A 23,750-nucleotide genomic window follows, 5' to 3' on the forward strand; every position below is an offset into this window, starting at 1 on the left:
TAGCCAATCGACACCTGCCCATGGACGCCGTAGCAGAAACGCGCTATCCTTCGGCCCCCTTCGCGCCCGTAGCTCAGCTGGATAGAGTACTGCCCTCCGAAGGCAGGGGTCGTGCGTTCGAATCGCGCCGGGCGCGCCAATCAGGCATGGAACTGGGCACTTCTACGGAAGTGCCCTTTTTCTTTTCTAGCATCGCAGAAGCGAGACGGGAATAAACTCCCGTAGCCATAGCCTCCTGATCATTGACCACGATCTTCTCCACCAGGGCATATAAGTATTCGAACACGATGGCATCCGACTCATGCGCGGCATCGCCCGCCACTGTCATGCTCTTGATGAGCCAACCTTCCACCGTTCGGTTGAACACGAAACCCATGGACCAAATCTGATTGGCGACTTGAGGTTGCCCCAGGGGCTGACGAGCTGACACAGGTATTTTCTTGGGCTTGCACCGTCTTGGCCCCCCCATCCCCAGAAAGCATTCATCAATGGCACACACCTCCTGTTACGGAGAAAACTCCGCCAGGACGGCCATGACCCAGTTGCTCATGTCGGCAAAAAGGGCATAGGGGAGGCCTCACCCTGCCTCAGAAATTCCTCTTCGACTATCGTCAGCAGGCAGGCACCGTGCCTTTGCACTTCCCACAGTCCTCCCATGGCAGGCAATCGCAGACACGGGGAAGATCAACATATCCACTCCCCTTGATCACGAGGGAAGCTGCCTGATTCTTCTCTGCTCGGGAAGGTTGCGACACCCTGGTATCTGTCGAGTCATGGGGGTGAGGCGACCAGCGCGCAAACGGTGCCATGTCGTCTTTGTTCTCGACGTACCAGATCTTTCGAGCACCGTCCCAACGGGCCCCCAGTTTCTTGGCTTCGTCCTTTTCCGCAAAGGGAACCTTCAAATTAATTCTCATGGGTTCGGGGTCTTCTTAATGTAGGGAAGCAGCGCCTTGGCGGCTTCGATTCGATGGGTAAGATGGCAGGCAGGATCATTCATCACGACCATGAGAAAGCTTTCAGGATCCCTGTACTGATGGCCCGTCATGTGGTGGGCGCCGGCCCCCTCACCAGTCATACCTGACGACCGTTCTGGGATCTGCGCGTCCGACGAATCCGCTACTTGCAGCCGACTCAAGGCCCGCTGGAAATCCCCGGCCTTGATGCTGTCGACCCCCGCTAGGATGTCGGCCTGGCCCGCCATGTTTGGGACCATTTCCAGCCCCGGCTCGTCGATAAATAGGCTGCCCAGACCTGGATCAATGAAGGCCGACCATCGTTGGGTTGCCTCCTGGAATGCTGGTACCAGATCAATCAGGCATGACAGGGAATTGTCAATCCCCGGAATATCCGGGCAGCACCGAAGGCGACACAGGTCAGTATCAGCCAGATACTGACGGGATAGGCCATAGAAAAACTGTTGTGCCTGGACGACGGGGATGGGGTCTACCAGGGAAAACCACAGTTGGTAGCCGCTGATCCCCGAGACGGCCAGTGCCGGGGCAGGCAGTGCCATCGCCTGAGTCCCTGCATAGAGCTTTGCCACCTGCTCCCAATCGGCACCCTTCTCGAAGCAGATCGCCAGGGTTCGGACGGTCCCGGCTGAACTGACAAGGTTGATGGCCACTCGATTGCCTCCGGCCAGACTTGGTGCAAGAACTTCCGGCGTCAGCACCCCAAGATCGGGGCCATAGGAACCATCGTCCAGATCACAGCAAGGGCCGTAGCCATGCTGATCGGGCAAGAAATAGAGTCGTTTCAACTCACTGTGTAGCGTGCTCATGGAATACCCCGTGTTCAGTTGTCCCTGAGTGATCATAGGGCGCCCCCCAAAGGCAAATCGAAGCCACCATGGCAAATGACCATATACTGAGTGGATATTATGAATCCATGAAACAGGATGACATGAGCAAAATCCTCCTTTGCATTGTATTCGTTGCCTTTGTTCCGGCTTCCATCGCTGGCAATCAAGCAATCTCTGATGCTGATGGAGAATGTGTAATGGATGCCTATTCTGCTCCAGATGATTATTCCGGTAGTTATCCTCTCATTCGCCCTCATGCCGACTTAGCTAAGACTATAAAAGCCGCCAGAACGGGCGATATAAAGGAACAGCGTAATTTGGCCGTGAGTTATGCGACCGGATACCTCGTTAGCAAATGCATGGAAAAGGCAGACTACTGGTACCGTCTTGCAGCTAAAGGGGGGGACGAAGTTAGTAAATCCTGGGTTGCTCGGCGAGATATGTTTTACAAACTATCCGCAGGACCTGAATGCATGGAATCAGCATGCAACATTTTCGATGACGGAATGCCTCAATTTCTATCCATTACCGTTGATCAGCACATGAAATATGTAGCACCACTCACGATCAACGGTGTAACGGTTACCGGGCTAATCGACACTGGTGCTTACAGCCTGCTTATTGACTCAGATACAGCCAAGCGGATGGGGATATCTCTTGAAGGGGCTAAACAAGGCAAGGCTACGGTTGCAAGCGGCACATCAGTAGCCACGTTAACCACGACGGTCTCGGCGATTAAAGTGGGGGGAATAACATTGAATAACGTTGAAATTGTCGTTGGACAGCCGGGATCGCACATCCTGATCGGAATGAAAGTTCTGAACCGACTGAAAATGACTGCCGCCGGTGGTCAGATGGCCCTCTCGAAGTAATCTGGTTGTTTGGTTTACCACGGTTGGCGCAAGTTGCCAACGGAAAGAGTCGACAGGCTTCCGACTGACATGAAATACCTGATCGGCTCTTGTGGGCCTATAGCACCGACCCGCAGCAAGCGCTGTTAAACCCCGACAAGCACTCATCAATGCAGTGTTCTGTCCGATGACACTGGACGAAGCCCGACATTCACGACAATGACCTTATGGCCAAGTAGCATGACGCTTCCCCGGCGGCGATTGTCCCCGGTATCGCTGTACTCAAACTGATAGACGCGGCGCAGAACGACTTGTCCGTCATCGTTTCTCGCCATCCTCAGACTATTGAGGAATACTGTTTCATCCAGCAGTTGTAGATTTTCAGATTCGCAGGCACTGCGAGCAGCATTAATCCCAGCTTCGTGCGCTTTAAAACTATCAAGCCATAGCCATCCCAATACGGCTATTACCATCAGACTCAGGGTCTCAAAAACGGGCATTTAATTAAAAGGCGCCTGCAAACCCGGATTCCCACTTCCCGCTCCAAGCTCGTGGCGACAAGCATTGTGCGGTAGTGATGACGGGGAACTTGTTCAGTGTCTTCTGAGTCACTGAACACCTTGTCGATTTACGGGAAAGATCAATGGAATGTTTTCTGGCGACGATCCAACTACGCATGAATCGCTCAAAAAAAGAACCAACAATGCGAAAACCCGCATACAAACTGCTGGTGCCGGGAGGGGGACTCGAACCCCCACACCTTGCGGCGGCGGATTTTGAATCCGCTGCGTCTACCGATTCCGCCATCCCGGCCTGGAGCGGGGTCGCGTAGAATGGCGCGCCCTGCGGAAAAGAGCGCGCATTATCCGTGAATTGTCCGCTCTCTTCAACCAAAGATGCTGACTCTCGACGATTTCGATTACCCACTCCCACCCGAACGCATCGCTCAGGCTCCCCTGGCACAGCGTTCAGCCAGTCGGCTGCTGGTGATGTCTGGCCCGGGCCTGGAGGACCGATCCATCCCAGACCTGCCCGGGCTGCTGTTGCCCGGCGATCTACTGGTGATGAACGATACCCGGGTGCTCCATGCCCGCCTCCTGGGCCGCAAGGACAGCGGCGGCGCGGTGGAGGTGCTGGTGGAGCGGTCCATGGAGGATGCCACCGAAGTGCTGGCCCAGGTGCGGGCCAGCAAGCCCCCCAAGCCCGGCAGCCGCCTGTTGCTGGAGGATGCCCTGACAGTGGAGGTACTGGGGCGGGAGGGGGAGTTCTATCGCCTACGCTTTCCCGGCGATGCCCAAGCCCTGATCGAGATCCATGGCCGCCTGCCACTGCCTCCCTATATTGATCGAACCGCCAGCGATAGCGACGAATCCCGCTACCAGACGGTGTTTGCCCGGGAGCGGGGCTCGGTTGCAGCCCCCACCGCCGGTCTGCACTTCGATCAAATCCTGTTGGACAACCTCCAGGCTCGGGGAATCGCAACGACCCATGTCACTCTCCATGTGGGTGCTGGCACTTTTCAGCCGGTGCGGGTGCATAAGCTGTCGGAGCACCGCATGCACCGGGAACGCTGGCAACTGCCCCAGGCCACGGTGGACGCCATCACCGCCTGCCGCGCCCGGGGTGGCCGGGTAGTGGCGGTAGGCACCACCAGCCTGCGCACCCTGGAGTCGGCGGTCCTGGCCGGAGAACTGCGGGCCGCTGAGGGCGAAACGGACCTCTTCGTCACCCCGGGCTTCCAGTTCCGGGTGGTGGACCTGCTGCTGACCAACTTCCACCTGCCCAAGTCCACCCTGCTGATGCTGGTCTCCGCTTTCGGCGGCATGGACCGTATCCGCGCCGCCTACCGCCATGCAATCGAGCATGAATACCGCTTTTTCAGCTATGGCGACGCCATGCTGATCCACCGGAACCCCGAAGATGCAATTTGACCTGCTTGCCACCGCCGGCGCTGCCCGGCGCGGGCGTCTCACCCTGGCCCACGGCGTGGTGGAGACCCCGGTCTTCATGCCGGTGGGCACCTACGGCACGGTGAAGGCCATGGCCCCCGACGAACTGGAGGAGATCGGCGCCCGCATCGTGCTGGGCAACACCTTCCACCTCTGGCTGCGGCCGGGTCTGGAGATCGTCCGCGCTCACGGCGGGCTGCACCGCTTCATGGGCTGGGACAAGCCCATCCTCACCGACTCCGGTGGCTTCCAGGTGTTCAGCCTGGGGGACCTGCGCAAGATCACCGAAGAGGGCGTGAAGTTCCAGTCCCCCATCAACGGCGACCGGCTGTTCATGCGCCCCGAGGATTCCATGCAGATCCAGCAGGTGCTGAACTCGGACGTGGTGATGATCTTCGATGAATGCACCCCCTACCCGGCCACGGAACAGCAGGCGGCCGATTCCATGCGCCTCTCCCTGCGCTGGGCCCGGCGCTCCCGGGACGAGCATGATCGACTGGCAAATCCCAACGCCCTCTTCGGTATCGTCCAGGGGGGCATGTACGAGCCCCTGCGGGACGAATCCCAGGCTGGACTGGAAGACATCGGCTTCGACGGCTACGCCATCGGCGGCCTTTCGGTGGGGGAGCCCAAGGAGGACTTTTCCCGCATCCTGGCCCATACCGCACCACGACTGCCACAGCACAAACCCCGCTATCTGATGGGGGTGGGCACGCCGGAGGATATCGTCTACGCGGTGAACCAGGGCATCGACATGTTCGACTGCGTGATGCCCACCCGCAATGCCAGGAATGGCTGGCTGTTCACCCGCTGGGGTGACGTCAAGATCAAGAACGCCAGCCACAAAAACGACATCCGCCCCCTGGATGAGAGCTGCGGCTGCTACACCTGCCGCCATTTCACCCGGGCCTACCTGCACCATCTGCACCGCACCGGAGAGATACTCGGCGCCCGACTCAACACCATCCACAACCTGTTCTACTACCAGACCCTGATGGCGGAACTGAGGGCCGCCATCGAGATCGGCGAGTTGGCCGGGGCCATTGCCGAATTCCACCGGAATCGTACTCGGGGGCCGCTATAATCCCGCATCAAACTTGTTGAATTACCGGAGAAAATCGTGCTGATTTCCAACGCCTACGCCCAAGCCGCCGCCCCTGCCGCCACCGATCCCACCGGTGGGCTGATGGGCATCCTGCCCCTGGTCCTGATGTTTGTGGTGCTCTGGTTCCTGATGATTCGGCCCCAGATGAAAAAGGCCAAGGAACATCAGAAGATGGTCGGCGCGCTGCAAAAGGGCGACGAAGTGGTAACCCAAGGCGGCATGGCCGGCCGGATCACCAAGGTGGGCGAGAATTTCCTGACCCTGGCCGTATCCGAAGGCAAGGACGGGGCCGTGGAAATCCTGGTGCAAAAAGGTGCCATCGGCGCCCTGCTGCCCAAGGGCACCCTAAAGAGCCTCTGATTCAAAGGCAAGTCCATTGACGGATAGGTCCATGCGCAAATCCAATCTATTGGCAGCAAGCATCATGCTCCTGCTCTCGGCATCCGTACTGGCCCAGAATTGGTCGGAGGAAACCAGCCGCCCCGTCATCCAGCCCCAATCCCAAGTCACCTTCTTCGACTCCAAGCTGTTCGACTCGCGGCTGTCCAAGGAACTGGAATCCGGTCGGGGCAAGGTGGAGGTGGAAGTCAACGGCCGGATTCCCCTGAGCAACATACCCGGCCGCATGGATCGCTGGATCACGGAAGTGGCTGAAACCGGGTCCGTGGAAATCCGCGAAGCGGAACCTGAAACTCGAACCCGTGCCATATTTGGGCTACTGCCCATGATTTTCAGCGCCTTCCAGCGTATGGGGGAAGACCGCCTTTACTCTCCCGCGAAAAATTACAACGCTACCATGCTCTACAAGAAGGATGCCAGCGGCGATGTCATGATCTCGAAAATCGTCTTCACTCGAAAAAATACCTGACGGGCGCCCCCAGCCCGGCCATCCAAGCCTGCCAGTGACATCATGAACCGCTACCCTCTTTGGAAAAACGCCACCGTCATCATCGCCCTGGTGCTGGGGCTGCTCTATACCCTGCCCAACTTCTTCGGTGAGGCACCGGCTGTGCAAGTCTCCAGCGTCAAGGCCACGATCAAGGTGGATACCGCCTTGATGGCCAGGGTGGAGGACATCATCAAGTCCGCCGGCATCACCGCCACGGGGCTCCACGCCGATCCCAACAGCATCCGGGTGCGCCTGGCCGACACCGACACCCAATTGCGGGCCAAGGATGCCATTGAAAAGGCCCTCAATCCCGACCCGACCAATAGCAGCTACAGCGTAGCCCTGAACCTGGTGGCCAACTCGCCCGAGTGGCTCACCTCCCTGCGTGCCCTGCCCATGTATCTGGGTCTGGACCTGCGGGGCGGGGTGCACTTCCTGCTCCAGGTGGATATGAATGGGGCGCTGACCAAGCGTCTCGACGGCACGGCCGCCGACCTGCGCAGCCTGCTGCGGGAAAAGAGCGTGCGCCATCTGGGCATCAACCGGGAAGGCATGTCCTTGGTAGTCAAGTTCCGCGACGCCGAAACCCGCGACAAGGCCCGGACCGCCATCGCCAACCAACAGCCGGATCTGACTTTGAGCGAAGGCCAGGACGGCAGCGATCTGAAACTGGTGGCCACCCTCAAGCCTCAGGCCGGCAAGAGCATCCAGGAATTTGCAGTCAAGCAGAACATCACCACCCTGCACAACCGGATCAACGAACTGGGCGTGGCCGAGCCCATCATCCAGCAGCAGGGGGCAGACCGCATCGTGGTGCAATTGCCCGGGGTGCAGGACACCGCCAAGGCCAAGGACATCCTGGGCCGCACCGCCACCCTGGAACTGCGCATGGTGGACGACGAGGGCAGCGCCAGTCCCGCCACCATGGCAGCGGCAGCCCAGGGCCAACTCCCGGCTGGCACCGAGTATTACGTGGAACGGGGCGGCCACCCCCTGCTGGTGAAAAAGCAGGTGATGCTCACCGGTGAACGTCTCACCGACGCCCAGCCCGGTTTCGACAATCAGACCCAGGAACCGGCGGTGCACCTGACCCTGGACTCGGCGGGCGCCCGCCTCTTCAAGGATCTGACCCGGGAGAATGTGGGCAAGCGGATGGCCATCCTGCTGGTGGAAAAGGGCAAGGGTGAAGTGGTCACCGCCCCGGTGATCCGCACCGAAATCGGCGGCGGGCGGGTGCAGATCTCCGGCCGCATGAGCACCCAGGAAGCCAACGACGTGGCCTTGCTGCTGCGGGCCGGCTCCCTGGCCGCCCCCATGGACATCATCGAGGAACGCACCATCGGCCCCAGCCTGGGCGCCGAGAACATCAGCAAAGGCCTGCACTCCACCATCTGGGGCTTCACCGCCATCGCGGTATTCATGATGGTCTACTACCTGTTGTTCGGCGTGGTCTCGGTACTGGCCCTGTCGGCCAACATGCTGTTCCTGATCGCCCTGCTCTCCCTGCTGCAGGCCACCCTGACCCTCCCCGGCATCGCCGCCATCGCCCTGGCCCTGGGCATGGCCATCGACTCCAACGTGCTGATCAACGAACGGGTGCGGGAAGAGCTGCGCAACGGCGCCACCCCCCAGGCGGCCATTCTGGCCGGCTACGAACGGGCCTGGGCAACGATCCTGGACTCCAACGTCACCACCCTGATCGTTGGTATCGCCCTGTTGATCTTCGGCTCCGGCCCGGTACGTGGCTTCGCTGTGGTGCATTGCCTGGGCATCCTCACCTCCCTGTTCAGCTCGGTAGTGGTCTCTCGTGCCCTGGTCAATCTGATCTACGGCCGGCGCAAGAAACTCACCAGTTTGTCCATTGGACAGATCTGGAAACCCGGCATTGCCACCAAATAAGGTAGAGCGCCATGGAATTTTTCAGAATCAAAAAAGACATCCCCTTCATGCGCCATGCCCTGGTGTTCAACATCATTTCGTTGATCACCTTCCTGCTGGCCGTAGTGTTTCTGGTGACCAAAGGACTGCATTTCTCCATCGAATTCACCGGCGGCACCCTGATGGAAGTCAGCTACTCCCAGGCGCCCAATCTGGACAAGCTGAGGGAGCGTCTGCGCAACGACGGATTCACCGACACCCAGGTGCAGAACTTCGGCACCTCAAGGGATGTGCTGATTCGGGTACCCCTGTCCAGGGACACGGAGAGTGCCAAGGTAGGCGAACGAGTGATGGCCTCCCTCAACGCAGAGGATGCCTCCAACGCCCCGGCCCTGAAGCGGGTCGAATTCGTCGGTCCCCAGGTGGGTAAGGAACTGGCCTCCGACGGCGCCCTGGCCCTGCTGTTGGTGGTGATCGGCATCGTCCTCTATCTGGCGATGCGCTTCGAATGGCGTTTCGCGGTGTCGGCCATCATCGCCAACCTCCATGACGTGGTGATCATCCTGGGTTTCTTCGCCTTCTTCCAGTGGGAATTCTCCCTGCCGGTTCTGGCCGCTGTGCTGGCGGTGCTGGGTTACTCGGTGAACGAGTCGGTGGTGGTCTTCGACCGGGTGCGGGAAACCTTCAGGAAGAAGCGCGGCATGACCACCCCCGAGGTGCTCAACCACGCCATCACCAGCACCATCTCCCGTACCATCATCACCCACGGCTGTACCCAGATGATGGTCACCTCCATGCTGATCTTCGGCGGCGAAGCCCTGCACTACTTCGCCCTGGCGCTCACCATCGGCATTCTTTTCGGCATCTACTCCTCGGTGCTGGTGGCCAGTCCCCTGGTAATGTGGCTGGGCGTCTCAAGGGAACAGTTCGTCAAGCCCAAGGTCGAGAAACAGGAAGCCGTAGTCTAAGGCTGTCACTCCCGCGCAAGCGGGAGTCCGGATTTTCCAGCACGATCCCCGCTTGCGCGGGTATGACTTGATCAGTGTTTCTCTAAGCACCTGTCAGGAGACTGCCATGCCCCGCGTCAAGATCTGGGACCTGCCCACCCGCGTGTTTCACTGGATGCTGTTCATCCTGGTGGTGGCGGCCGTCGTCACCGAGAACCTGGGAGGCAATGCCATGGAATGGCACGGCCGCATCGGCCTGGCCATCCTGGGGCTAGTGAGCTTCCGCATCAGTTGGGGCTTCGTCGGCTCCACCTACGCCCGCTTCGGCCACTTCCTGCGAGGACCGCGAACACTCCGCGCCTATCTGCGGGGAGAATGGCAGGGACTGGGACACAATCCCCTGGGCGCCTGGGCGGTACTGGCCTTGCTGCTGCTATTGCTGACGCAGGCCCTCACCGGACTCTTTGCCAACGACGACATCGCCTTCAACGGCCCCCTCTACGATCTGGTGGGCAAGGCACTGAGCGACCGCCTGCGGGGCCTGCACGCCATCAGCGCCTACCTGTTGATGAGCCTGGTTTCGCTGCACATCCTGGCCATCCTCTATTACCGCAAGGTCAAGCGGCAGAACCTGGTCACTCCCATGCTCACCGGCTGGATCGAGGCAGAAGGAGAACCTAGCCGTGGGGGCGGCATCGTCGCTTTCATCGTTTCCACGCTGATTGCGATCCTGGTGGTCTATGCCGCCTCGGGCGCCTTACTGCCTCCACCGCCACCCACGGCTGCACCAGCCGCCTGGTAAGCGCAAACAGCCGCCGGCAAGGGCGGCTGTTTGCGCTCAAGGAAGGAAATACGCTTACTTCTTTTCTTCCTTGCGGAACTTGTCGTGGCAAGCCTTGCAGGATTCCCCCAGCTTGCCGAACTGAATCTTGGCTGCCGCTGCGTCGCCGGTAGCCGCCACCTTGGCCATTTCGTTGGCCTCCCTGTTGTAGGCCATGGCCAGTTCCTTCACCTTGTCCTGTTCCTTGAAGAACTCGGACTTGACGCTGGTCTCGTGATGACCACTGCCCTTGTCGGTACCAGGCTGATACAGGGCGCCCATGCCGGAGTTGGCGATGGCCTGGATGGTGTTGGCGGCCTGAACAACTTGCTCCTTGCTGAAGCTGCCTTCCAGATTGGCCTTGATGCGGCCCATGCTCCAGGCCATGGTGTTGTAGGCCGACTGGCGCCAGCGAATCTGATCCTCGGCCTTGCCAATCACCTGGGCCGCCAGAGCGCCAGAAACCAGGATCAGGGAAAGGCCGAGAGCAACCCTGCGCAATGTCTTTTTCATGATGCCTCCGTAATGGAATGAGGAGGCGAATTCTAGTCCAGGGCGCCCCCGGCAAAGACATGCTTGACCCGCAGGGTCCGGCCTTCGGTGACCAAAGTCACCAAGCGATCGATATTAGGATGTTTGCCCGGATGGGCCTGGGCATCGGCGGCATGCTCGGCATAAATCTCCAGGCCCTTCCTGGCAGCTTCGGGGGTGATGGCACCGAAAGTCTGGGCCAAGTGGTTATAGACCGCCACCGAGCCCGCCTGGCCCGGCTTGTTCTCGATCAGAGCCACTTCATTGCCCTCCCCGTCCAGCAAGCGCAGGCCGGCCAGGTGGGAAATGCGGGGCAACTGCTTGATGTTCTCGGCAAATCCCATGGCTCAGATTCCCCGCGCCAGGGCTGCCGCCTTTCCGATGTAATTGGCCGGCGTCATGGCCAGCAGGCGCTGTTTTTCCACGTCGGGAATGGCCAGAGTGCGAATGAATGCATGGAGCGCCGCCTTATCGATACCCTTGCCCCGTGTCAGCTCCTTCAACTGCTCATAGGGATTCTCCACCCCATAGCGCCGCATCACGGTCTGCACCGGCTCGGCCAGCACTTCCCAGCAGGTGTCCAGATCGGCGGCCAACTGCTCGGGGACGGCCTCCAGCTTGGAGAGGCCGCGCAGGCAGGATTCATAGGCCAGCAAGGCATAGCCGAAGGCCACACCCATGTTGCGCAATACCGTGGAATCGGTGAGATCCCGCTGCTGGCGCGAGATGGGCAGCTTGTCGGCAAGGTGGCGCAGCAAAGCGTTGGCCAGGCCCAGGTTGCCCTCGGAATTCTCGAAGTCGATGGGATTGACCTTGTGGGGCATCGTCGACGAACCGATCTCGCCGGCCTTCAGCTTCTGCTTGAAGTAGCCAAAGGAGATGTATTGCCAGATATCCCGGTTGGCATCGATCAGGATGGTGTTGATGCGGGCGATGGCGTCGTAGAGCTCGGCCATGGCGTCATGGGGTTCGATCTGGATGGTGTAGGGATTGAACTCCAGGCCGAAGGACTCGATGAAACGACGATTGAAACTCTCCCAGTCGAAATCCGGATAGGCGGACAGGTGAGCGTTGTAGTTGCCCACGGCACCGTTGAACTTGGCTGTCAGGCTGACGGCGGCGATACGGTTGCGGGCACGGATCAGCCGCGCCGCGATGTTGGCCATCTCCTTGCCCAGGGTGGTGGGACTGGCGGGCTGGCCGTGGGTACGGGAGAGCATGGGCAGATCGGCCAGGCCATGGGCCAACTCGCGGAAGCGGGCGATGAGGCGGTCCAGGGACGGCAGCAGACTCTGTTCCCGTGCCTCCTTCAGCATCAAGGCATGGGAGGTGTTGTTGATGTCCTCCGAGGTGCAGCCGAAGTGGATGAACTCGGTCACCCGCATCACCTCGGTATTGTTGGCCAGGCGCTCCTTGAGCCAGTACTCCATGGCTTTGACGTCGTGGTTGGTGCGGGCCTCGATGGCCTTGATGGCCTCGCTGTCGGCCACGGTGAAGGCGGTGACGATACGGTCCAGCTCGGCGACGGCGCCCGCCGAAAAGGCCTTCACTTCCGCCAGTTCCGGCGCGGCGGCCAGAGCCTTGAGCCACTCCACCTCCACCCGCACCCGGTTCCTGATCAGACCGAATTCGGAAAAATGGGTACGCAGGGCCTCAACTTTGTCGGCATAGCGGCCATCGAGGGGTGACAGGGCGGTCAGGGTCGGCATAGGAAAAAGAAGGACTCAGGCGGGGAAAGAGGGGGCGGATTTTATCATGGCGCCGCACGGCCCCTGCCCGCCCCAGGCCGACAGCGCAGGAGTGGGGCAGTTGGACCGTCACGGTGAAGCTGCCGTTGTATACTTGATTCACCGCAAATTGAAAAACACCATGAAACTTATCGGTTCCATCACCAGTCCCTATGTCCGCAAGGCCCGCATCGTCCTGGCTGAAAAGAAGATCGAATACGAGTTCATCATCGAATCTCCCGGCAGCCCTGGCAGCACCGTCGCCAATTTCAACCCCCTGGCCCGGATTCCTGTGCTGATCCTGGACGATGAGACTCCGGTATTCGACTCACCGGTGATCGTCGAATATCTGGATAACTCTGCCCCCAACAACAAGTTGATGCCCCAGCCCAGCCGGGAACGGATGGAAGTCAAACGCTGGGAGGCCCTTGCCGATGGCGTACTCGATGCCGCGGTGGAAAACCGCTACGCATCCCTACTCGACGACGCCCTGCAAAACCGATCCAGCATCGCCAGAAACGACGCAGTCATCATCCGCAGCCTGGACTTCATGGAACGGGAACTGGGAGACAAACCTTGGTGCATGGGCACACACTTCAGTCTGGCCGACATTGCTGTGGGCAGCGCCCTGGGCTATCTGGATTTCCGTTTCCCAAGAATCGATTGGCACGGCACCCACCCCGGTCTGCACAAGATGTTCGACAAGCTGATGCAGCGCCCCTCCTTCCAGGACACGGTACCCTCCACCTGATCCTGCGGGCATCTGGAATGCCCGCAACATCTACCCCATTTCCGACCCATTCCGCCCACTTCAGGAGGAGGTGCCCCTTCCTGCAATCGAACTGGGATTTTTTGCTTAAAATCAAAACGCACAGAGATTTCTGCGACAATTAAGACATGGAGATAATGCCCTGACCATGGGGTACGACCAGGGAGGCAGGATGGAAGACTCGCCGACGCCACACCTTACCGGAGCGCTCCCAACTTGGGACATGAGTGCTGCCGGGACGAAAGATACCAGGGCATCTGGCCGCTAGCATCGGCCTGCCGATGGGCATGACCCCCACTTTCCTTACCGGACGACGCCTGGGACTGCGGGGGCAGCACACTCTTTATGCCGTGGCCTTGAGTGCCGCCATGGTGCTGATCCTGATCGGAATTTCCTACATCGGCGCCAAGGATCTGGTGCAACAAAGCGCCCAACTGCAACTCCATGAAGCGGCAGAAACCATCGCTACGCCGATGGCCCAGGCCCTTGATGTGGCCGGACGGGAACTCAAGACCCTGGCCAGGGAGCGCCTCTTCACCAGTGCCCTGCTCGATGTCCCGGGTCGCAACGCCTATCTCCTGCCCTATCTGGCAAGGCACGAACTGCCGACGGACATCGACTACAACCTGGCGCTTGCCGACTTTCACGGCGATATTCTGGCAGCGCGCAAGACCCGCCCCGGCTATCGTGATCAGCCCTGGTTCAGGACCATGCTTGATCGCGGCCGCCCTTACTCCGGAATCGAAATGCGCAAGGGATCAGCCACGCTGTATCTGGCAGTGCCGATTCTCTATGGGCGGCAAGGCCACTATGAAGGGGCATTGGTCATGGATAGCGACCTGAGCGCCTGGCTGAGTCCAGAGCAGGACGCCCTCCCCCGCAGCCTGGGCATCGCCAGCATGGAACTGATCGCGGCCGACCAGGTACTGGCCCGCCAGGTGATGTCCACTCCGCCCCAGGTCGTGTCGGTCGCCATTCCCATCAAGGCCCCAGGCCTGACCCTGGACCCCCCCCTCGAACTCCGGGTATCCATGGATCAGACCCTGTTCGAACGGCCTCTGGACAAGTTGTTCATAAAGCATATCAGTGTCGGACTGCTCGCAATCCTGGCCGCCGCCGTGATCAGTGGCATGGTGGCCCGGACTCAAACCCGACGCATCGAAATGCTGGCCCAGGAAGCCCGCAACATCGCCCTGAATGGCCGCAGCAGTATCTCCCTGACCGATGGACATTTCGGCAACGATGAGGTCAGTGATCTGGCCAATAGCCTGTCGAACCTGCTGCACAAATTGAATTCCCGCAGCAAGAATCTCGAAATCCAGGTCGAACAACGCACCGCCGAGTTGAACCGTGCCCAGCACATCGCGAAAATCGGCATCTGGTCCATCGACCTGCCCACCCATACCATGGTCTGGTCGCCGGAAACCTACCGCATCCTTGGTGCCCTCCCGGACGACCAAGCCACCCTGGAAAGCTTCCTGGCCTGCGTCGCACCAGATGACCGCAAGCGGGTGGACGAGGCATTGCAAACGGCCCTGGTGACAGGGCGCTTCGATATTGAACATCGCATCATGGCACCCGGCATCCGCCGTCATGTGCATTCCGTCGGCGAGGTGACCTATTCCAGGAAGGGCAAGCCCTTGCGCGCTGTTGGCACCTCCCGGGAAGTTACCGCCGAACGAGAGGCGGCCCGGGCCCTGATCGATAGCGAGGCCTACAACAAAGCCTTGTTCGAGGGCTCCCAGATTCCCCTGGTGATCATGGACCCGGTCAGCGGCCGGGTCGTGGATTGCAACTCGGCGGCGGCCCAGATCCACGGTATGGCCGGCCCCGAGGCCCTGATCGGCATGGCGATGCTCGGCCTCTCGGCCCCGGTTCAATACGACGGTACCCCCTCCACCACGGCGATGGCCCGCCATGTCGCGGCGGCTCTGGAAACGGGAGCGGTCCTGTTCGAATGGCGCCACCAGCGCCCCAGCGGGGAACCGTGGGATGCGGAAATCCGATTGATGCGCTTTCGCCACAAGGAGAGGCCCCTGTTGCAATTGGGCCTCCAGGACATCAGCGAACGCAAGCGCACCGAGGCCCGGATGATCGAGGCCCTGGTGGTTTTCAAGGCATCGAACCAGGGCATCATGACCATTGACGACCAGGGCCTGATCGTTTCAGTCAACCCGGCCTTCTGCGCCATCACCGGCTACACGGCGGAGGAAGCCATCGGCCGCAAGGCATCATCATTGAATGCCCCGCCCCCCCATCAGGATGCGGGCGTCTACCAGATCACGAACCAATCCCTGGAGGCCAAGGGTTCCTGGGAAGGCGAAATCTGGAGCCAGCGCAAGAACGGGGAAATCTACCCCCAATGGTTGAGTATTTCCGCCGTGCATGAAGAGAAGACTGGCCAGGTATTCGAATATGTAGCTCTGTTCAGTGATATTTCGGAACGAAAGAAACAGCAGGAGGAGGTCTGGCGCCAAGCTAATTTCGATGCCCTCACCGGCCTGGCCAACCGAAACCTGCTCCAGGACCGCCTGACCCAGGCACTGGCCCATGCCAGGCGCAATGGCAGCAAGGTGGGACTCCTGTTCCTCGACCTGGACGGATTCAAATGGATCAACGACACCCTCGGTCATGATGTGGGGGACGAACTTCTGGTGGAAGTGTCCCACCGTCTTCAGGCCACCGTACGCCAGGAAGACACGGTAGCCCGACTGGGGGGAGACGAATTCACCATGGTGATCCAGCACCTCGACCGGCAGGACAGCCTAGAGAACATCGGCGAGAAAATCGTCACAGCATTGCGTCGGCCCTTTGGCCTTGCCTCGGGCGTGCAACATATTTCCGGCAGCGTGGGTATTGCGACATACCCCGATGACGCCGCCGATGCATCCACCCTGATGCGTTACGCCGACATCGCCATGTATCACGCCAAGCAAGCCGGCCGGAACCGCGTCCAGTGCTTCAGCGAGCACATGCAGGCCGATGCCCTGGTCCGACGTATGGAGGCCGAGCGCCGTGTGGCTCTTGATGCGCGGGGAAGAAGCGTCTAGTCACTCGATCATGCCGCCGCCCAGGCAGACCCGGGATTCGTAGAGCACCACGCTCTGCCCCGGCGTCACCGCCCATTGGGGCGCGGCGAAGACGATTTCGCAATGCTCGCTATCAACGCTCTCCACTTCGCAGGGCGCATCGGGCTGGCGATAGCGGGTCTTGGCGGTGTAGACCCAGTGGGTATGGGGCGCCCGGCCCGACACCCAGCTCAGGTTGGCGGCGGTCAACCGCTCCCGCAGCAGGGCCGGATGATCGTGGCCCTGCACCACGTAGAGCAGGTTCTTTTCCATGTCCTTGCCGGCCACGTACCAGGGCAGCTCCGGTGCGCCCTTGACGCCGCCGATACCCAGACCGTCGCGCTGGCCCAGGGTGTGGTACATCAGCCCCTGGTGCCGTCCCATCACCTGATCGGTATCCAGATTGCGTATCTCGCCGGGCTGGAGGGGCAGGTAGCGTTGCAGGAACTCGCGGAAATCCCGCTCGCCAATGAAGCAGATGCCGGTGGAATCCTTCTTGGCATGATTGGCCAGCCCCGCCTCGGCAGCGATCCTGCGCACGTCACGCTTGTAGACCTGGGCCAGGGGGAAGAGGGTCCTGGACAACTGGGCCTGATTGAGACGATGCAGGAAATAACTCTGGTCCTTGGTGCCGTCCTCGGCCTTCAGCAACTGGTACTCACCGAGAAACTCCCGCACCCCGGCGTAATGGCCGGTGGCAATCTTCTCGGCGCCCAGCTGCAAGGCATGGTCCAGAAAGGCCTTGAACTTGATTTCGGCATTGCACAGCACATCCGGGTTGGGAGTGCGCCCCGCCTGGTATTCCCGCAGGAACTCGGCGAAGACCCGGTCCTTGTATTCGGCGGAAAAATTCACCACTTCCAGGTCGATGCCGATCACGTCGGCAGCGGACACTGCATCGATCAGATCCTGGCGGGAGGAGCAGTATTCCTCATCGTCATCGTCCTCCCAGTTCTTCATGAACAGGCCCACCACCTTCCAACCGGCCTGCTTCAGCAGCAGGGCTGCCACCGAGGAGTCCACGCCGCCGGACATGCCGACCACAACCGTTCCTTTTTCAGACATCGGGACCTCCCCCGTCCATCCATTCCTCCAGCGGCAGGATCACCGCCGGCTGACCGTTATCCACGAACCAGCTATCCACCGCGTATTGCCGGGCTTCCCCGTCCAATGCCACGATGGCTGCCGAGTAATGTTCAAAAATCATCCAGCGGGTACGGCGTACCGGCTCCGTCACTCGATGAAAATGCAATCCGCCTCTCGCCTCCAGCAGTTTCAGCAGTCGGGTGGTGGTAGTGGCGTGGTCGATGCAATCCATGGCGCCCCGCCGCCCTTCATCCGCATAGTTGCCGCCCTTGTCGCCACGGATCGGCGTTTGCTGCCCGGCCCAGCCATAAAGCTGTCCGATTGCATCAGCCAATGCCGCCTTTTCCACCTCGCCATCGCGGGCCTCGTCCAAGCGAGCCAGTAAAGGCACCAGCTGTCCTTCGGCAAATATCGCTGTCACCTGATGGGCACAGCCATAGCCGTAGCAGATGGAAACGGGTTCGTCCGCCCGTGCGCTACCCAGCAGCAGCACCAGCAACAGTCCCAGCCAGCGCATCAGCCGTAATGCCGGATCAGGTCCAGGGGAAAGCGCCGCCCCGCCAGATAGTCCTGTACGCATTGAAGGATCAGCGGACTGCGATGCCGATCCCGGGTAGCTTCGACTTCTGCCGGGCTCATCCACACCGCCCGCAGGATGCCCTTGTCCAGCGCCCGTCCCGGATCATGGTCGCCCAGGGTGCCCGAAAAGGCAAAACGCAGGTAGGTAATATCCCCCTGGGGACGAGGCCATTGATAGACCCCCACCAGGGCGGTGGGGTTGAAGTTCCAGGCGGTTTCCTCCAGGGCCTCTCGGGCACAGGCGGAAACAAGGGACTCCCCCGGCTCCAGATGGCCGGCAGGCTGATTAAAAAGCAGTCCCTGCTCGGTCTCTTCCTCCACCAGCAAAAACCGGCCATCCCTTTCAACCAGGGCGGCCACCGTGACATTGGGTTTCCAGATCGTACTCATGGGCCGGTATTCTATCGCTACACCCGGTAGCCCCCATCCACGGAAAGAATCTGGCCCGTGGTGTAGGCCGCCCGATTGGAGGCCAGGAACACCACCGCATCGGCCACCTCGTCGGCGCTGCCCCAGCGCTTCAGGCACAGCTTGGACAGGGCGGCCTGCTGCCAGCGCTCGGTGAAGGTGCCGTCGGCCAGGCGGCGCAGGAAGATGCCGGACTCGATTACCCCCAGGGCCACGCTGTTGGCGCGGATGCCATAGCGCCCCTCCTCCCTGGCGATGCCCTGGATCAGGGATTCGATGGCAGCCTTGGGGGCCACCGAGAGCACGTCGCCATCCGGCCAGCGATGCAGACCGGCGGAACTGATATGGACGTAGGAACCACCGCCACCGGCCTTGAGGTGGGGCAGGGTGGCATGGATCAGATTGAAGAAGCCGTTCAGGTCCGCGTCCATCACCTGGCGCCACTGGGCGGTGGTCATGTCGCGAATCTTGGGCTGGGCGATGTCGGTGCCGGACGCCACCACCACGGTGTGGATGCGCTGATGGGCGGCCAGAGCATCCACCGCAGCCTTCATTCCGGCCTCGTCCTCCAGGGAAAGCTGCACCGTCAGCGCGGTCCGTCCCAGGGCTTCGACAGCAGCGGCAGCTTCGGCGGCCCGGGCGGCATTGCTCTGGTAGGTGAGCGCCACGTCGCTCCCCGCCTCCGCCAGGCGCTCGCAGATCGACCGCCCCATGCCGCCGCTGCCGCCGATGACCAGGGCGACGCCCGGAGGAAAATTTTCTCTTTGTTTCGCCATGGGCTACCCCGTTGCTGTTTCATTGAATTGGGAACGGCAAGCGCGACCATCCCGGTCGCCGGATATTGCCACACTCCAAAGTCGCTCCGGAATGTCAGGATGGCCTGATCTGACAGGTATTGGCCTTTCGCGTTCTGTTCCCGCTGGCGCATAAACCGCATCATGCATCCGACAGAATAAGGAGAAGGAGAACCGCAATGGGACTTCGAGGAGACGCCGCGATCGCCGGCTATGTCGAACTGAAACCGGAAAAGAAACCCCAGGGGGAACCGCTGTTCTGCATCGAACAGTGGGCGCGCCTGGCGCAACTGGCGCTGCAGGATGCCGGCATTGAAAAGCACGAGGTGGACGGACTGGTCACCTCGGGCATCGCCGAGTCCGCCATGTTTGCGCCGGCGACCCTGGCGGAATACATGGGCATGGAACTCAGCTTTGCCGAACACGTTGATCTGGGCGGCGCCAGTGCCGCAGGTGCCATCTGGCGGGCCGCCGCGGCGATTGAACTGGGTATCGCCGAAGTGGTGGTGTGCGCCTTCCCGGCCGGCCCCATGCCGATGCCGCCGGAGCTCAAGCCCCATCCCTTCCCCTTCGGCGCCTCGAGCAACGAGTACGGCTCGCCCCAGGCCCAGTTCGACATTCCCTACGGCAACCTGGCCCAGAACTGCGGCTACGCCCAGATCGCCAATCTCTACGCCTCCCGCTATGGTTACGACCCGCGCGCCCTGGCCAAGATTGCGGCGGACCAGCGCGCCAGCGCCTGCGCCAACCCGGACGCGATTTTCTACGGCCAGCCGCTCACCATCGACGATGTGCTGAACAGCCCGATGATCGCCGATCCAATCCATCTGCTGGAAATCGTCATGCCGGTGGCCGGTGGCGCGGCGGTGGTGGTGACCAGCAAGGAACGGGCGGCCCGCGCCAAAAATCGTCCGGTCCGCATTACCGGCTTCGGCGAACGGTTGGCCTTCAAGACGCCGACCTATGCCGCCGACCTGCTGCACACGCCGATCGCCGCCGCAGCGGCCCAAGCCTTCGCCATGGCGGGCGTCACCCATGCGGATATCGACATGGCGTCCATCTACGACTGCTACACCATCACCGTGCTGATGACCCTGGAAGACGCGGGCTTCTGTCCCAAGGGCAAGGCCGCGGAATTCATTCTGTCCCACGACCTCAGCTACCGGGGCGACTTCCCCTGCAACCCCCATGGCGGCCAGCTCTCCTTCGGTCAGACCGGCATGGCGGGCGGCATGCACCACGTCATCGACGGCACCCGGCAGATCATGGGCCGGGCCGGCGGCAACCAGGTGAAGAACTGCAACCGGGCCTTCGTCACCGGCAACGGCGGCATCATGAGCGAACAGGTCGTGCTGATTCTGGAGGGCGCATAGCCATGAAAAAACCCTATCCCGTCCCCACTCCCGACAGCCGTCCCTTCTGGAGCGGCCTGGCCGAGCAGAAGATCCTGCTCAAGCACTGCCGCCAGTGCAACCACCTGTTCCACTATCCGCGCATCACCTGCCCCCACTGCCTGTCCTCCGACCTGGAGTGGAAGCCGTCCTCCGGCCGGGGCACGCTCTACACCTACACCATCTCGCGCCGCCCCACCCATCCCCTGTTCGCCGACGAGGTGCCCCAGTATCTGGCGGTGGTCGAACTCGAAGAAGGCCCCCGCCTCACCAGCACCCTGGTCAACGTGCCCGAGGACAAGATCAGGATCGGCATGGAACTGGCGCCGGTCTTCGAGCGCCATGAAAAGGAAGGGGCCACCCTGCTGCGCTTCCAGCCCGCCGACGCCTCCCTCAGGGGCACGCCGGCGCCGGCCAGCAAGCCCGCGGGCACTACCCAACTGACGCCGGAAGTGCTGGCCTACATCGGCCGACAGAGCGACAAGGTCAGCGGCTATCCGGTCTCCGCCGAGGAGATCCGGCGCTTCTGCTACGCCACGGAGGACCCGAACCCACAGTACCTGGCCGGCGAAGGGATCGTCGCGCCGCCGATGTTCCTGTCCATTCCCTTCGACTGGGAAGTCCCGATGGCGGACCTGCCGGAGGACGGCACGCCCCAGCAGAACGACGGCCTGCCCTTCCCGCCCCTCAAGGCCAAGCGCAAGCTGTTCGGCGGCTACCAGGTGGAGTATTTCCAGGAAATCCGGCCGGGCGACGTGCTCACCCGTCAGCGCAAGATCCTCGATATCTACGAGCGCAGCGGCGGCAGCGGCAGCACGGTGTTCGTGGTGATCGAGGCCACCTACACCAACCAGCGCGGCGAGAAGGTGGCCGCGGACATCAACACGATCATCAACCGCTAAGGAAGCACCGATTAAGTCCGTCACACCGGCGAAGGCCGGTGTCCAGTGCGTTGAATTTCCTGGATTCCGGCGTTCGCCGGAATGACGCATTGGGACTTGTTCGGTGTTTCTCTGGCGCTCACGGGAGCACGAAAAATGAATGCACCGCAAACCCGCTACTACGAAGATGTACAGGAAGGCATGGAGTTGGCGCCGGTAACCAAGACCGTCACCACCAAGCAGATGTTCCTGTACAGCGCCGTCACCCGCAACCCCCACCGCATCCACTACGACGAGAAGTTCGCCCACAGCGAGGGGCTGCCCACCGTCCTGGTCCAGGGCCCCCTCCAGGGCGCCCAACTCTCGGCCTATGTCACCGACTGGATGGGCTCGGGCGGATTCCTGAAAAAGTTTGCCTATTCCAACCGGGGCATGGCGCTCGCCGGCCAGCCCCTCACCCTGAGGGGCAAGGTGATAAAAAAATACCATCAGGAGGGCCGGCCCGCCGTGGACCTGGAAGTCTGGGAAGAGAGTGCGGCAGGCGACCTGCTGGTACCCGCCACTGCCACGGTATTCCTGCCCGCGCGCCCCACCGTCTGAGCGACGGGATTCGGGACATGGAAACCATCGCGGAAATTTTTCTCTCCCGCAGCCAGGACAGTCAGGCGGCCCTGTATTTCGAGGATCACTGCTGGAGCGGCGCGGAACTGGTGGCGGAATGCGCGGCCCGCGCCCGTTACCTACTGGCCCAGCGCCGCCCCGGCCCCTTCCATGTGGGCCTGCTGCTGGACAATACCCCGGAGTATGCCTTCTGGGTGGGCGCCTGCGCCCTGGCCGGCGCCACCTTCGTCGCCCTCAACTCGACCCGCAAGGGGGCCGATCTGGCCCGGGACATCGCCCATACCGAATGCCAGTTCCTCCTGACCGAAACCCGCTACCAGGAACAGGTGCCGGAGGCTGCGGCAGCCCTGCTGGGGGAGCGTCTCCAGGTAGCGGACGCCCCGGGCCATGACATCCTGGAGGGCTTCCGGGGCCTGCCCCTCCCTGCGGTAGCCGTCTCACCCGGGGATATCTTCTGCCTGATCTTCACCTCGGGCACGGGGGGCGCCCCCAAGGCGGTGATCTATTCCAACGCCCGGGTGATGCGCAACACCCTGATGCTGGTGCAAAGCCAGCAGCTGAGCGCCCGGGACGTATCCTACGTGCCCATGCCCCTGTTTCACTCCACGGGCCTGATCATGGGGCTGCTGGCGCTTTTGGCTTCAGGTGGAGCGGCGGTGCTGCGCCGCAGATTCTCCGCCTCCGGCTTTCTGCCCGACATCCGCAAGTTCGGCGTCACCTGTTTTTGCTACGTGGGCAAACCCTTGGCCTACATCCTGGCCACCGAGGAAAAGCCCGACGACCGGGACAATTCCCTGCGCCTGGTCTGCGGCAGCGAAGCCACCGAAGTGGATATCGCCAACTTCACCCGCCGTTTCGGCTGCATGCCGGTAGACAACTACGGTTCGTCCGAAGGCTGCATCACCATCCTGAGGGGCAACGGCACGCCGCCGGGTTCCATCGGGCTGGCCGTATCGGACCAGATCCGGGTGATGAACCCGGAGAGCGGCACGGAATGCCCGCGCGCCGTGTTCGACGCGCATGGCGTACTGCAGAACGGCAACGAGGCCATCGGCGAGCTGGTCAATCTCGCCGGTGAAGCCCTCTTCGAGGGCTACTGGAACAATCCGACGGCCCGGGAGCAGCGCATTCGCAACGGCGCCTACTGGAGCGGCGATCTGGCCTACCGCGACGCCAAGGGCTTTTTCTACTTCGCCGGCCGGGACAGCGAATGGCTGCGGGTGGATGGAGAAAACCTCTCGGCGATACAGATCGAGCAGGTGCTGGCGCGGCATCCCGGTATCGCCATTGCAGCGGTCTATGGCGTGCCCGATCCCCTCGTTGGCGACCGGGTGATGGCGGGCCTGGAACTCAAGCCCGGCAGCCGCCTCGACATGGCGGAATTCAAGACCTTCCTGGAACGCCAGGAGGACTTTGGCAGCAAGTGGATGCCCTGTTTCGTCCGGGTCAGCGAACGGCTGCCCACCACCCACACCAACAAGGTGCTGAAACGGGCGCTGAAGCGGGAAGCCTGGAGCTGCGCCGACCCCGTCTGGTGGCGGCCGGTGCGCGGCGGCCCCTACCAGCCGCTGACCGCCGCTGACGCCGACGAGTTACAGCGCCTGTTCGCAAGCCGGGGACGGGGCCACTTGCTGATGCATGGAGACTGAATC

24 protein-coding genes and 2 tRNA genes are annotated in these 23,750 nt (G+C 61.5%); 15 read left to right on the forward strand and 11 right to left on the reverse strand.

Features of this window, described 5'->3' with window-relative positions:
- Positions 1–62 precede the first annotated feature (62 nt).
- Positions 63–139 (forward strand) — tRNA-Arg (locus DENOEST_RS13575).
- 472 nt (positions 140–611) lie between these two features.
- Here DENOEST_RS13575 and DENOEST_RS20235 read toward each other — a convergent pair.
- Together DENOEST_RS20235 and DENOEST_RS13580 are read right to left on the reverse strand one after the other, a co-directional pair.
- Entirely contained in the window at positions 612–917 is a 306-nt protein-coding gene (locus DENOEST_RS20235) for a DUF5710 domain-containing protein (RefSeq protein WP_145771015.1), read from the reverse strand.
- Entirely contained in the window at positions 914–1,783 is an 870-nt protein-coding gene (locus DENOEST_RS13580) for a hypothetical protein (protein ID WP_145771014.1), read from the reverse strand. Before DENOEST_RS13580 ends, DENOEST_RS20235 begins: the two co-directional genes overlap by 4 nt.
- 107 nt (positions 1,784–1,890) lie before the next feature.
- Between DENOEST_RS13580 and DENOEST_RS13585 the strand changes: the two genes are divergently transcribed.
- Positions 1,891–2,676 carry a retropepsin-like aspartic protease gene (locus tag DENOEST_RS13585; RefSeq protein WP_170228220.1) on the forward strand — a complete coding sequence of 262 codons (786 nt, stop codon included), beginning with the start codon at positions 1,891–1,893 and terminating at the stop codon, positions 2,674–2,676.
- 146 nt (positions 2,677–2,822) lie between these two features.
- Here DENOEST_RS13585 and DENOEST_RS13590 read toward each other — a convergent pair whose 3' ends face one another.
- Complete coding sequence (locus tag DENOEST_RS13590; RefSeq protein WP_145771012.1) at positions 2,823–3,155, reverse strand: DUF3301 domain-containing protein; 333 nt, start codon at positions 3,153–3,155, stop codon at positions 2,823–2,825.
- A gap of 228 nt (positions 3,156–3,383) precedes the next feature.
- A tRNA-Leu gene (locus DENOEST_RS13595) sits at positions 3,384–3,468 on the reverse strand.
- Between the two features lie 83 nt (positions 3,469–3,551).
- Here DENOEST_RS13595 and queA point away from each other — a divergent pair.
- From queA to DENOEST_RS13630, 7 genes are all read left to right on the forward strand, one after another.
- The gene (gene queA / locus DENOEST_RS13600) at positions 3,552–4,586 is read left to right on the forward strand and encodes a tRNA preQ1(34) S-adenosylmethionine ribosyltransferase-isomerase QueA (RefSeq protein ID WP_145771011.1); all 1,035 of its coding nucleotides are present in this window, start codon (positions 3,552–3,554) and stop codon (positions 4,584–4,586) included.
- On the forward strand, positions 4,576–5,688 hold the full coding sequence (tgt, locus tag DENOEST_RS13605; RefSeq protein WP_145771010.1) for a tRNA guanosine(34) transglycosylase Tgt: 1,113 nt from the start codon (positions 4,576–4,578) through the stop codon (positions 5,686–5,688). The genes queA and tgt overlap by 11 nt, the downstream gene beginning before the upstream one ends.
- 36 nt (positions 5,689–5,724) lie before the next feature.
- Complete coding sequence (gene yajC, locus DENOEST_RS13610) at positions 5,725–6,069, forward strand: preprotein translocase subunit YajC (protein ID WP_145771009.1); 345 nt, start codon at positions 5,725–5,727, stop codon at positions 6,067–6,069.
- Between the two features lie 31 nt (positions 6,070–6,100).
- On the forward strand, positions 6,101–6,577 hold the full coding sequence (locus tag DENOEST_RS13615) for a hypothetical protein (protein WP_145771008.1): 477 nt from the start codon (positions 6,101–6,103) through the stop codon (positions 6,575–6,577).
- A 42-nt stretch (positions 6,578–6,619) separates the two neighbouring features.
- The gene (gene secD / locus DENOEST_RS13620; RefSeq protein ID WP_145771007.1) at positions 6,620–8,497 is read left to right on the forward strand and encodes a protein translocase subunit SecD; all 1,878 of its coding nucleotides are present in this window, start codon (positions 6,620–6,622) and stop codon (positions 8,495–8,497) included.
- Between the two features lie 11 nt (positions 8,498–8,508).
- Positions 8,509–9,444 carry a protein translocase subunit SecF gene (gene secF, locus DENOEST_RS13625; protein ID WP_145771006.1) on the forward strand — a complete coding sequence of 312 codons (936 nt, stop codon included), beginning with the start codon at positions 8,509–8,511 and terminating at the stop codon, positions 9,442–9,444.
- 106 nt (positions 9,445–9,550) lie between these two features.
- On the forward strand, positions 9,551–10,225 hold the full coding sequence (locus DENOEST_RS13630; protein ID WP_145771005.1) for a cytochrome b/b6 domain-containing protein: 675 nt from the start codon (positions 9,551–9,553) through the stop codon (positions 10,223–10,225).
- 54 nt (positions 10,226–10,279) lie between these two features.
- On the opposite strand, the gene DENOEST_RS13635 is transcribed toward DENOEST_RS13630, so the two are convergent.
- The 3 genes from DENOEST_RS13635 to purB are packed head-to-tail and all read right to left on the reverse strand — an operon-like array spanning position 10,280 to position 12,483.
- On the reverse strand, positions 10,280–10,756 hold the full coding sequence (locus DENOEST_RS13635; protein WP_145771004.1) for a c-type cytochrome: 477 nt from the start codon (positions 10,754–10,756) through the stop codon (positions 10,280–10,282).
- 32 nt (positions 10,757–10,788) lie between these two features.
- Complete coding sequence (locus DENOEST_RS13640; RefSeq protein WP_145771003.1) at positions 10,789–11,118, reverse strand: DUF2322 family protein; 330 nt, start codon at positions 11,116–11,118, stop codon at positions 10,789–10,791.
- Positions 11,119–11,121: 3 nt separating this feature from the next.
- Entirely contained in the window at positions 11,122–12,483 is a 1,362-nt protein-coding gene (purB, locus tag DENOEST_RS13645; RefSeq protein WP_145771002.1) for an adenylosuccinate lyase, read from the reverse strand.
- A 160-nt stretch (positions 12,484–12,643) separates the two neighbouring features.
- Between purB and DENOEST_RS13650 the strand changes: the two genes are divergently transcribed.
- Both DENOEST_RS13650 and DENOEST_RS19940 read left to right on the forward strand, forming a co-directional pair.
- On the forward strand, positions 12,644–13,252 hold the full coding sequence (locus DENOEST_RS13650) for a glutathione S-transferase N-terminal domain-containing protein (RefSeq protein WP_145771001.1): 609 nt from the start codon (positions 12,644–12,646) through the stop codon (positions 13,250–13,252).
- A gap of 305 nt (positions 13,253–13,557) precedes the next feature.
- Complete coding sequence (locus tag DENOEST_RS19940) at positions 13,558–16,320, forward strand: sensor domain-containing diguanylate cyclase (RefSeq protein WP_170228219.1); 2,763 nt, start codon at positions 13,558–13,560, stop codon at positions 16,318–16,320.
- Here DENOEST_RS19940 and mnmA read toward each other — a convergent pair whose 3' ends face one another.
- From mnmA to DENOEST_RS13675, 4 genes are read right to left on the reverse strand one after another with little or no spacing between them, the layout of a single operon-like run.
- Positions 16,321–17,403 carry a tRNA 2-thiouridine(34) synthase MnmA gene (gene mnmA, locus DENOEST_RS13660; protein ID WP_145770999.1) on the reverse strand — a complete coding sequence of 361 codons (1,083 nt, stop codon included), beginning with the start codon at positions 17,401–17,403 and terminating at the stop codon, positions 16,321–16,323.
- A complete protein-coding gene (locus tag DENOEST_RS13665) occupies positions 17,396–17,941 on the reverse strand; it encodes a hypothetical protein (protein ID WP_145770998.1) in 546 nt (181 codons plus the stop codon). The genes mnmA and DENOEST_RS13665 overlap by 8 nt, the downstream gene beginning before the upstream one ends.
- A complete protein-coding gene (locus DENOEST_RS13670) occupies positions 17,941–18,393 on the reverse strand; it encodes an NUDIX hydrolase (RefSeq protein ID WP_145770997.1) in 453 nt (150 codons plus the stop codon). Before DENOEST_RS13670 ends, DENOEST_RS13665 begins: the two co-directional genes overlap by 1 nt.
- Before the next feature lie 17 nt (positions 18,394–18,410).
- Positions 18,411–19,187, reverse strand: a complete 777-nt coding sequence (locus tag DENOEST_RS13675) for an SDR family NAD(P)-dependent oxidoreductase (RefSeq protein ID WP_145770996.1) — start codon at positions 19,185–19,187, stop codon at positions 18,411–18,413.
- A 197-nt stretch (positions 19,188–19,384) separates the two neighbouring features.
- Here DENOEST_RS13675 and DENOEST_RS13680 point away from each other — a divergent pair, with 197 nt between their 5' ends.
- The 4 genes from DENOEST_RS13680 (at position 19,385) to DENOEST_RS13695 (ending at position 23,747) form a co-directional block, all read left to right on the forward strand.
- Positions 19,385–20,578 carry a thiolase family protein gene (locus DENOEST_RS13680; protein WP_145770995.1) on the forward strand — a complete coding sequence of 398 codons (1,194 nt, stop codon included), beginning with the start codon at positions 19,385–19,387 and terminating at the stop codon, positions 20,576–20,578.
- A 2-nt stretch (positions 20,579–20,580) separates the two neighbouring features.
- Entirely contained in the window at positions 20,581–21,498 is a 918-nt protein-coding gene (locus DENOEST_RS13685; protein WP_145770994.1) for an FAS1-like dehydratase domain-containing protein, read from the forward strand.
- Between the two features lie 135 nt (positions 21,499–21,633).
- On the forward strand, positions 21,634–22,077 hold the full coding sequence (locus tag DENOEST_RS13690; protein ID WP_170228218.1) for a MaoC/PaaZ C-terminal domain-containing protein: 444 nt from the start codon (positions 21,634–21,636) through the stop codon (positions 22,075–22,077).
- 17 nt (positions 22,078–22,094) lie between these two features.
- A complete protein-coding gene (locus tag DENOEST_RS13695; protein ID WP_145770992.1) occupies positions 22,095–23,747 on the forward strand; it encodes an AMP-binding protein in 1,653 nt (550 codons plus the stop codon).
- Positions 23,748–23,750 lie beyond the last annotated feature (3 nt).

The sequence above is a fragment of the Denitratisoma oestradiolicum genome (genome assembly GCF_902813185.1).
GTDB lineage: Bacteria > Pseudomonadota > Gammaproteobacteria > Burkholderiales > Rhodocyclaceae > Denitratisoma > Denitratisoma oestradiolicum.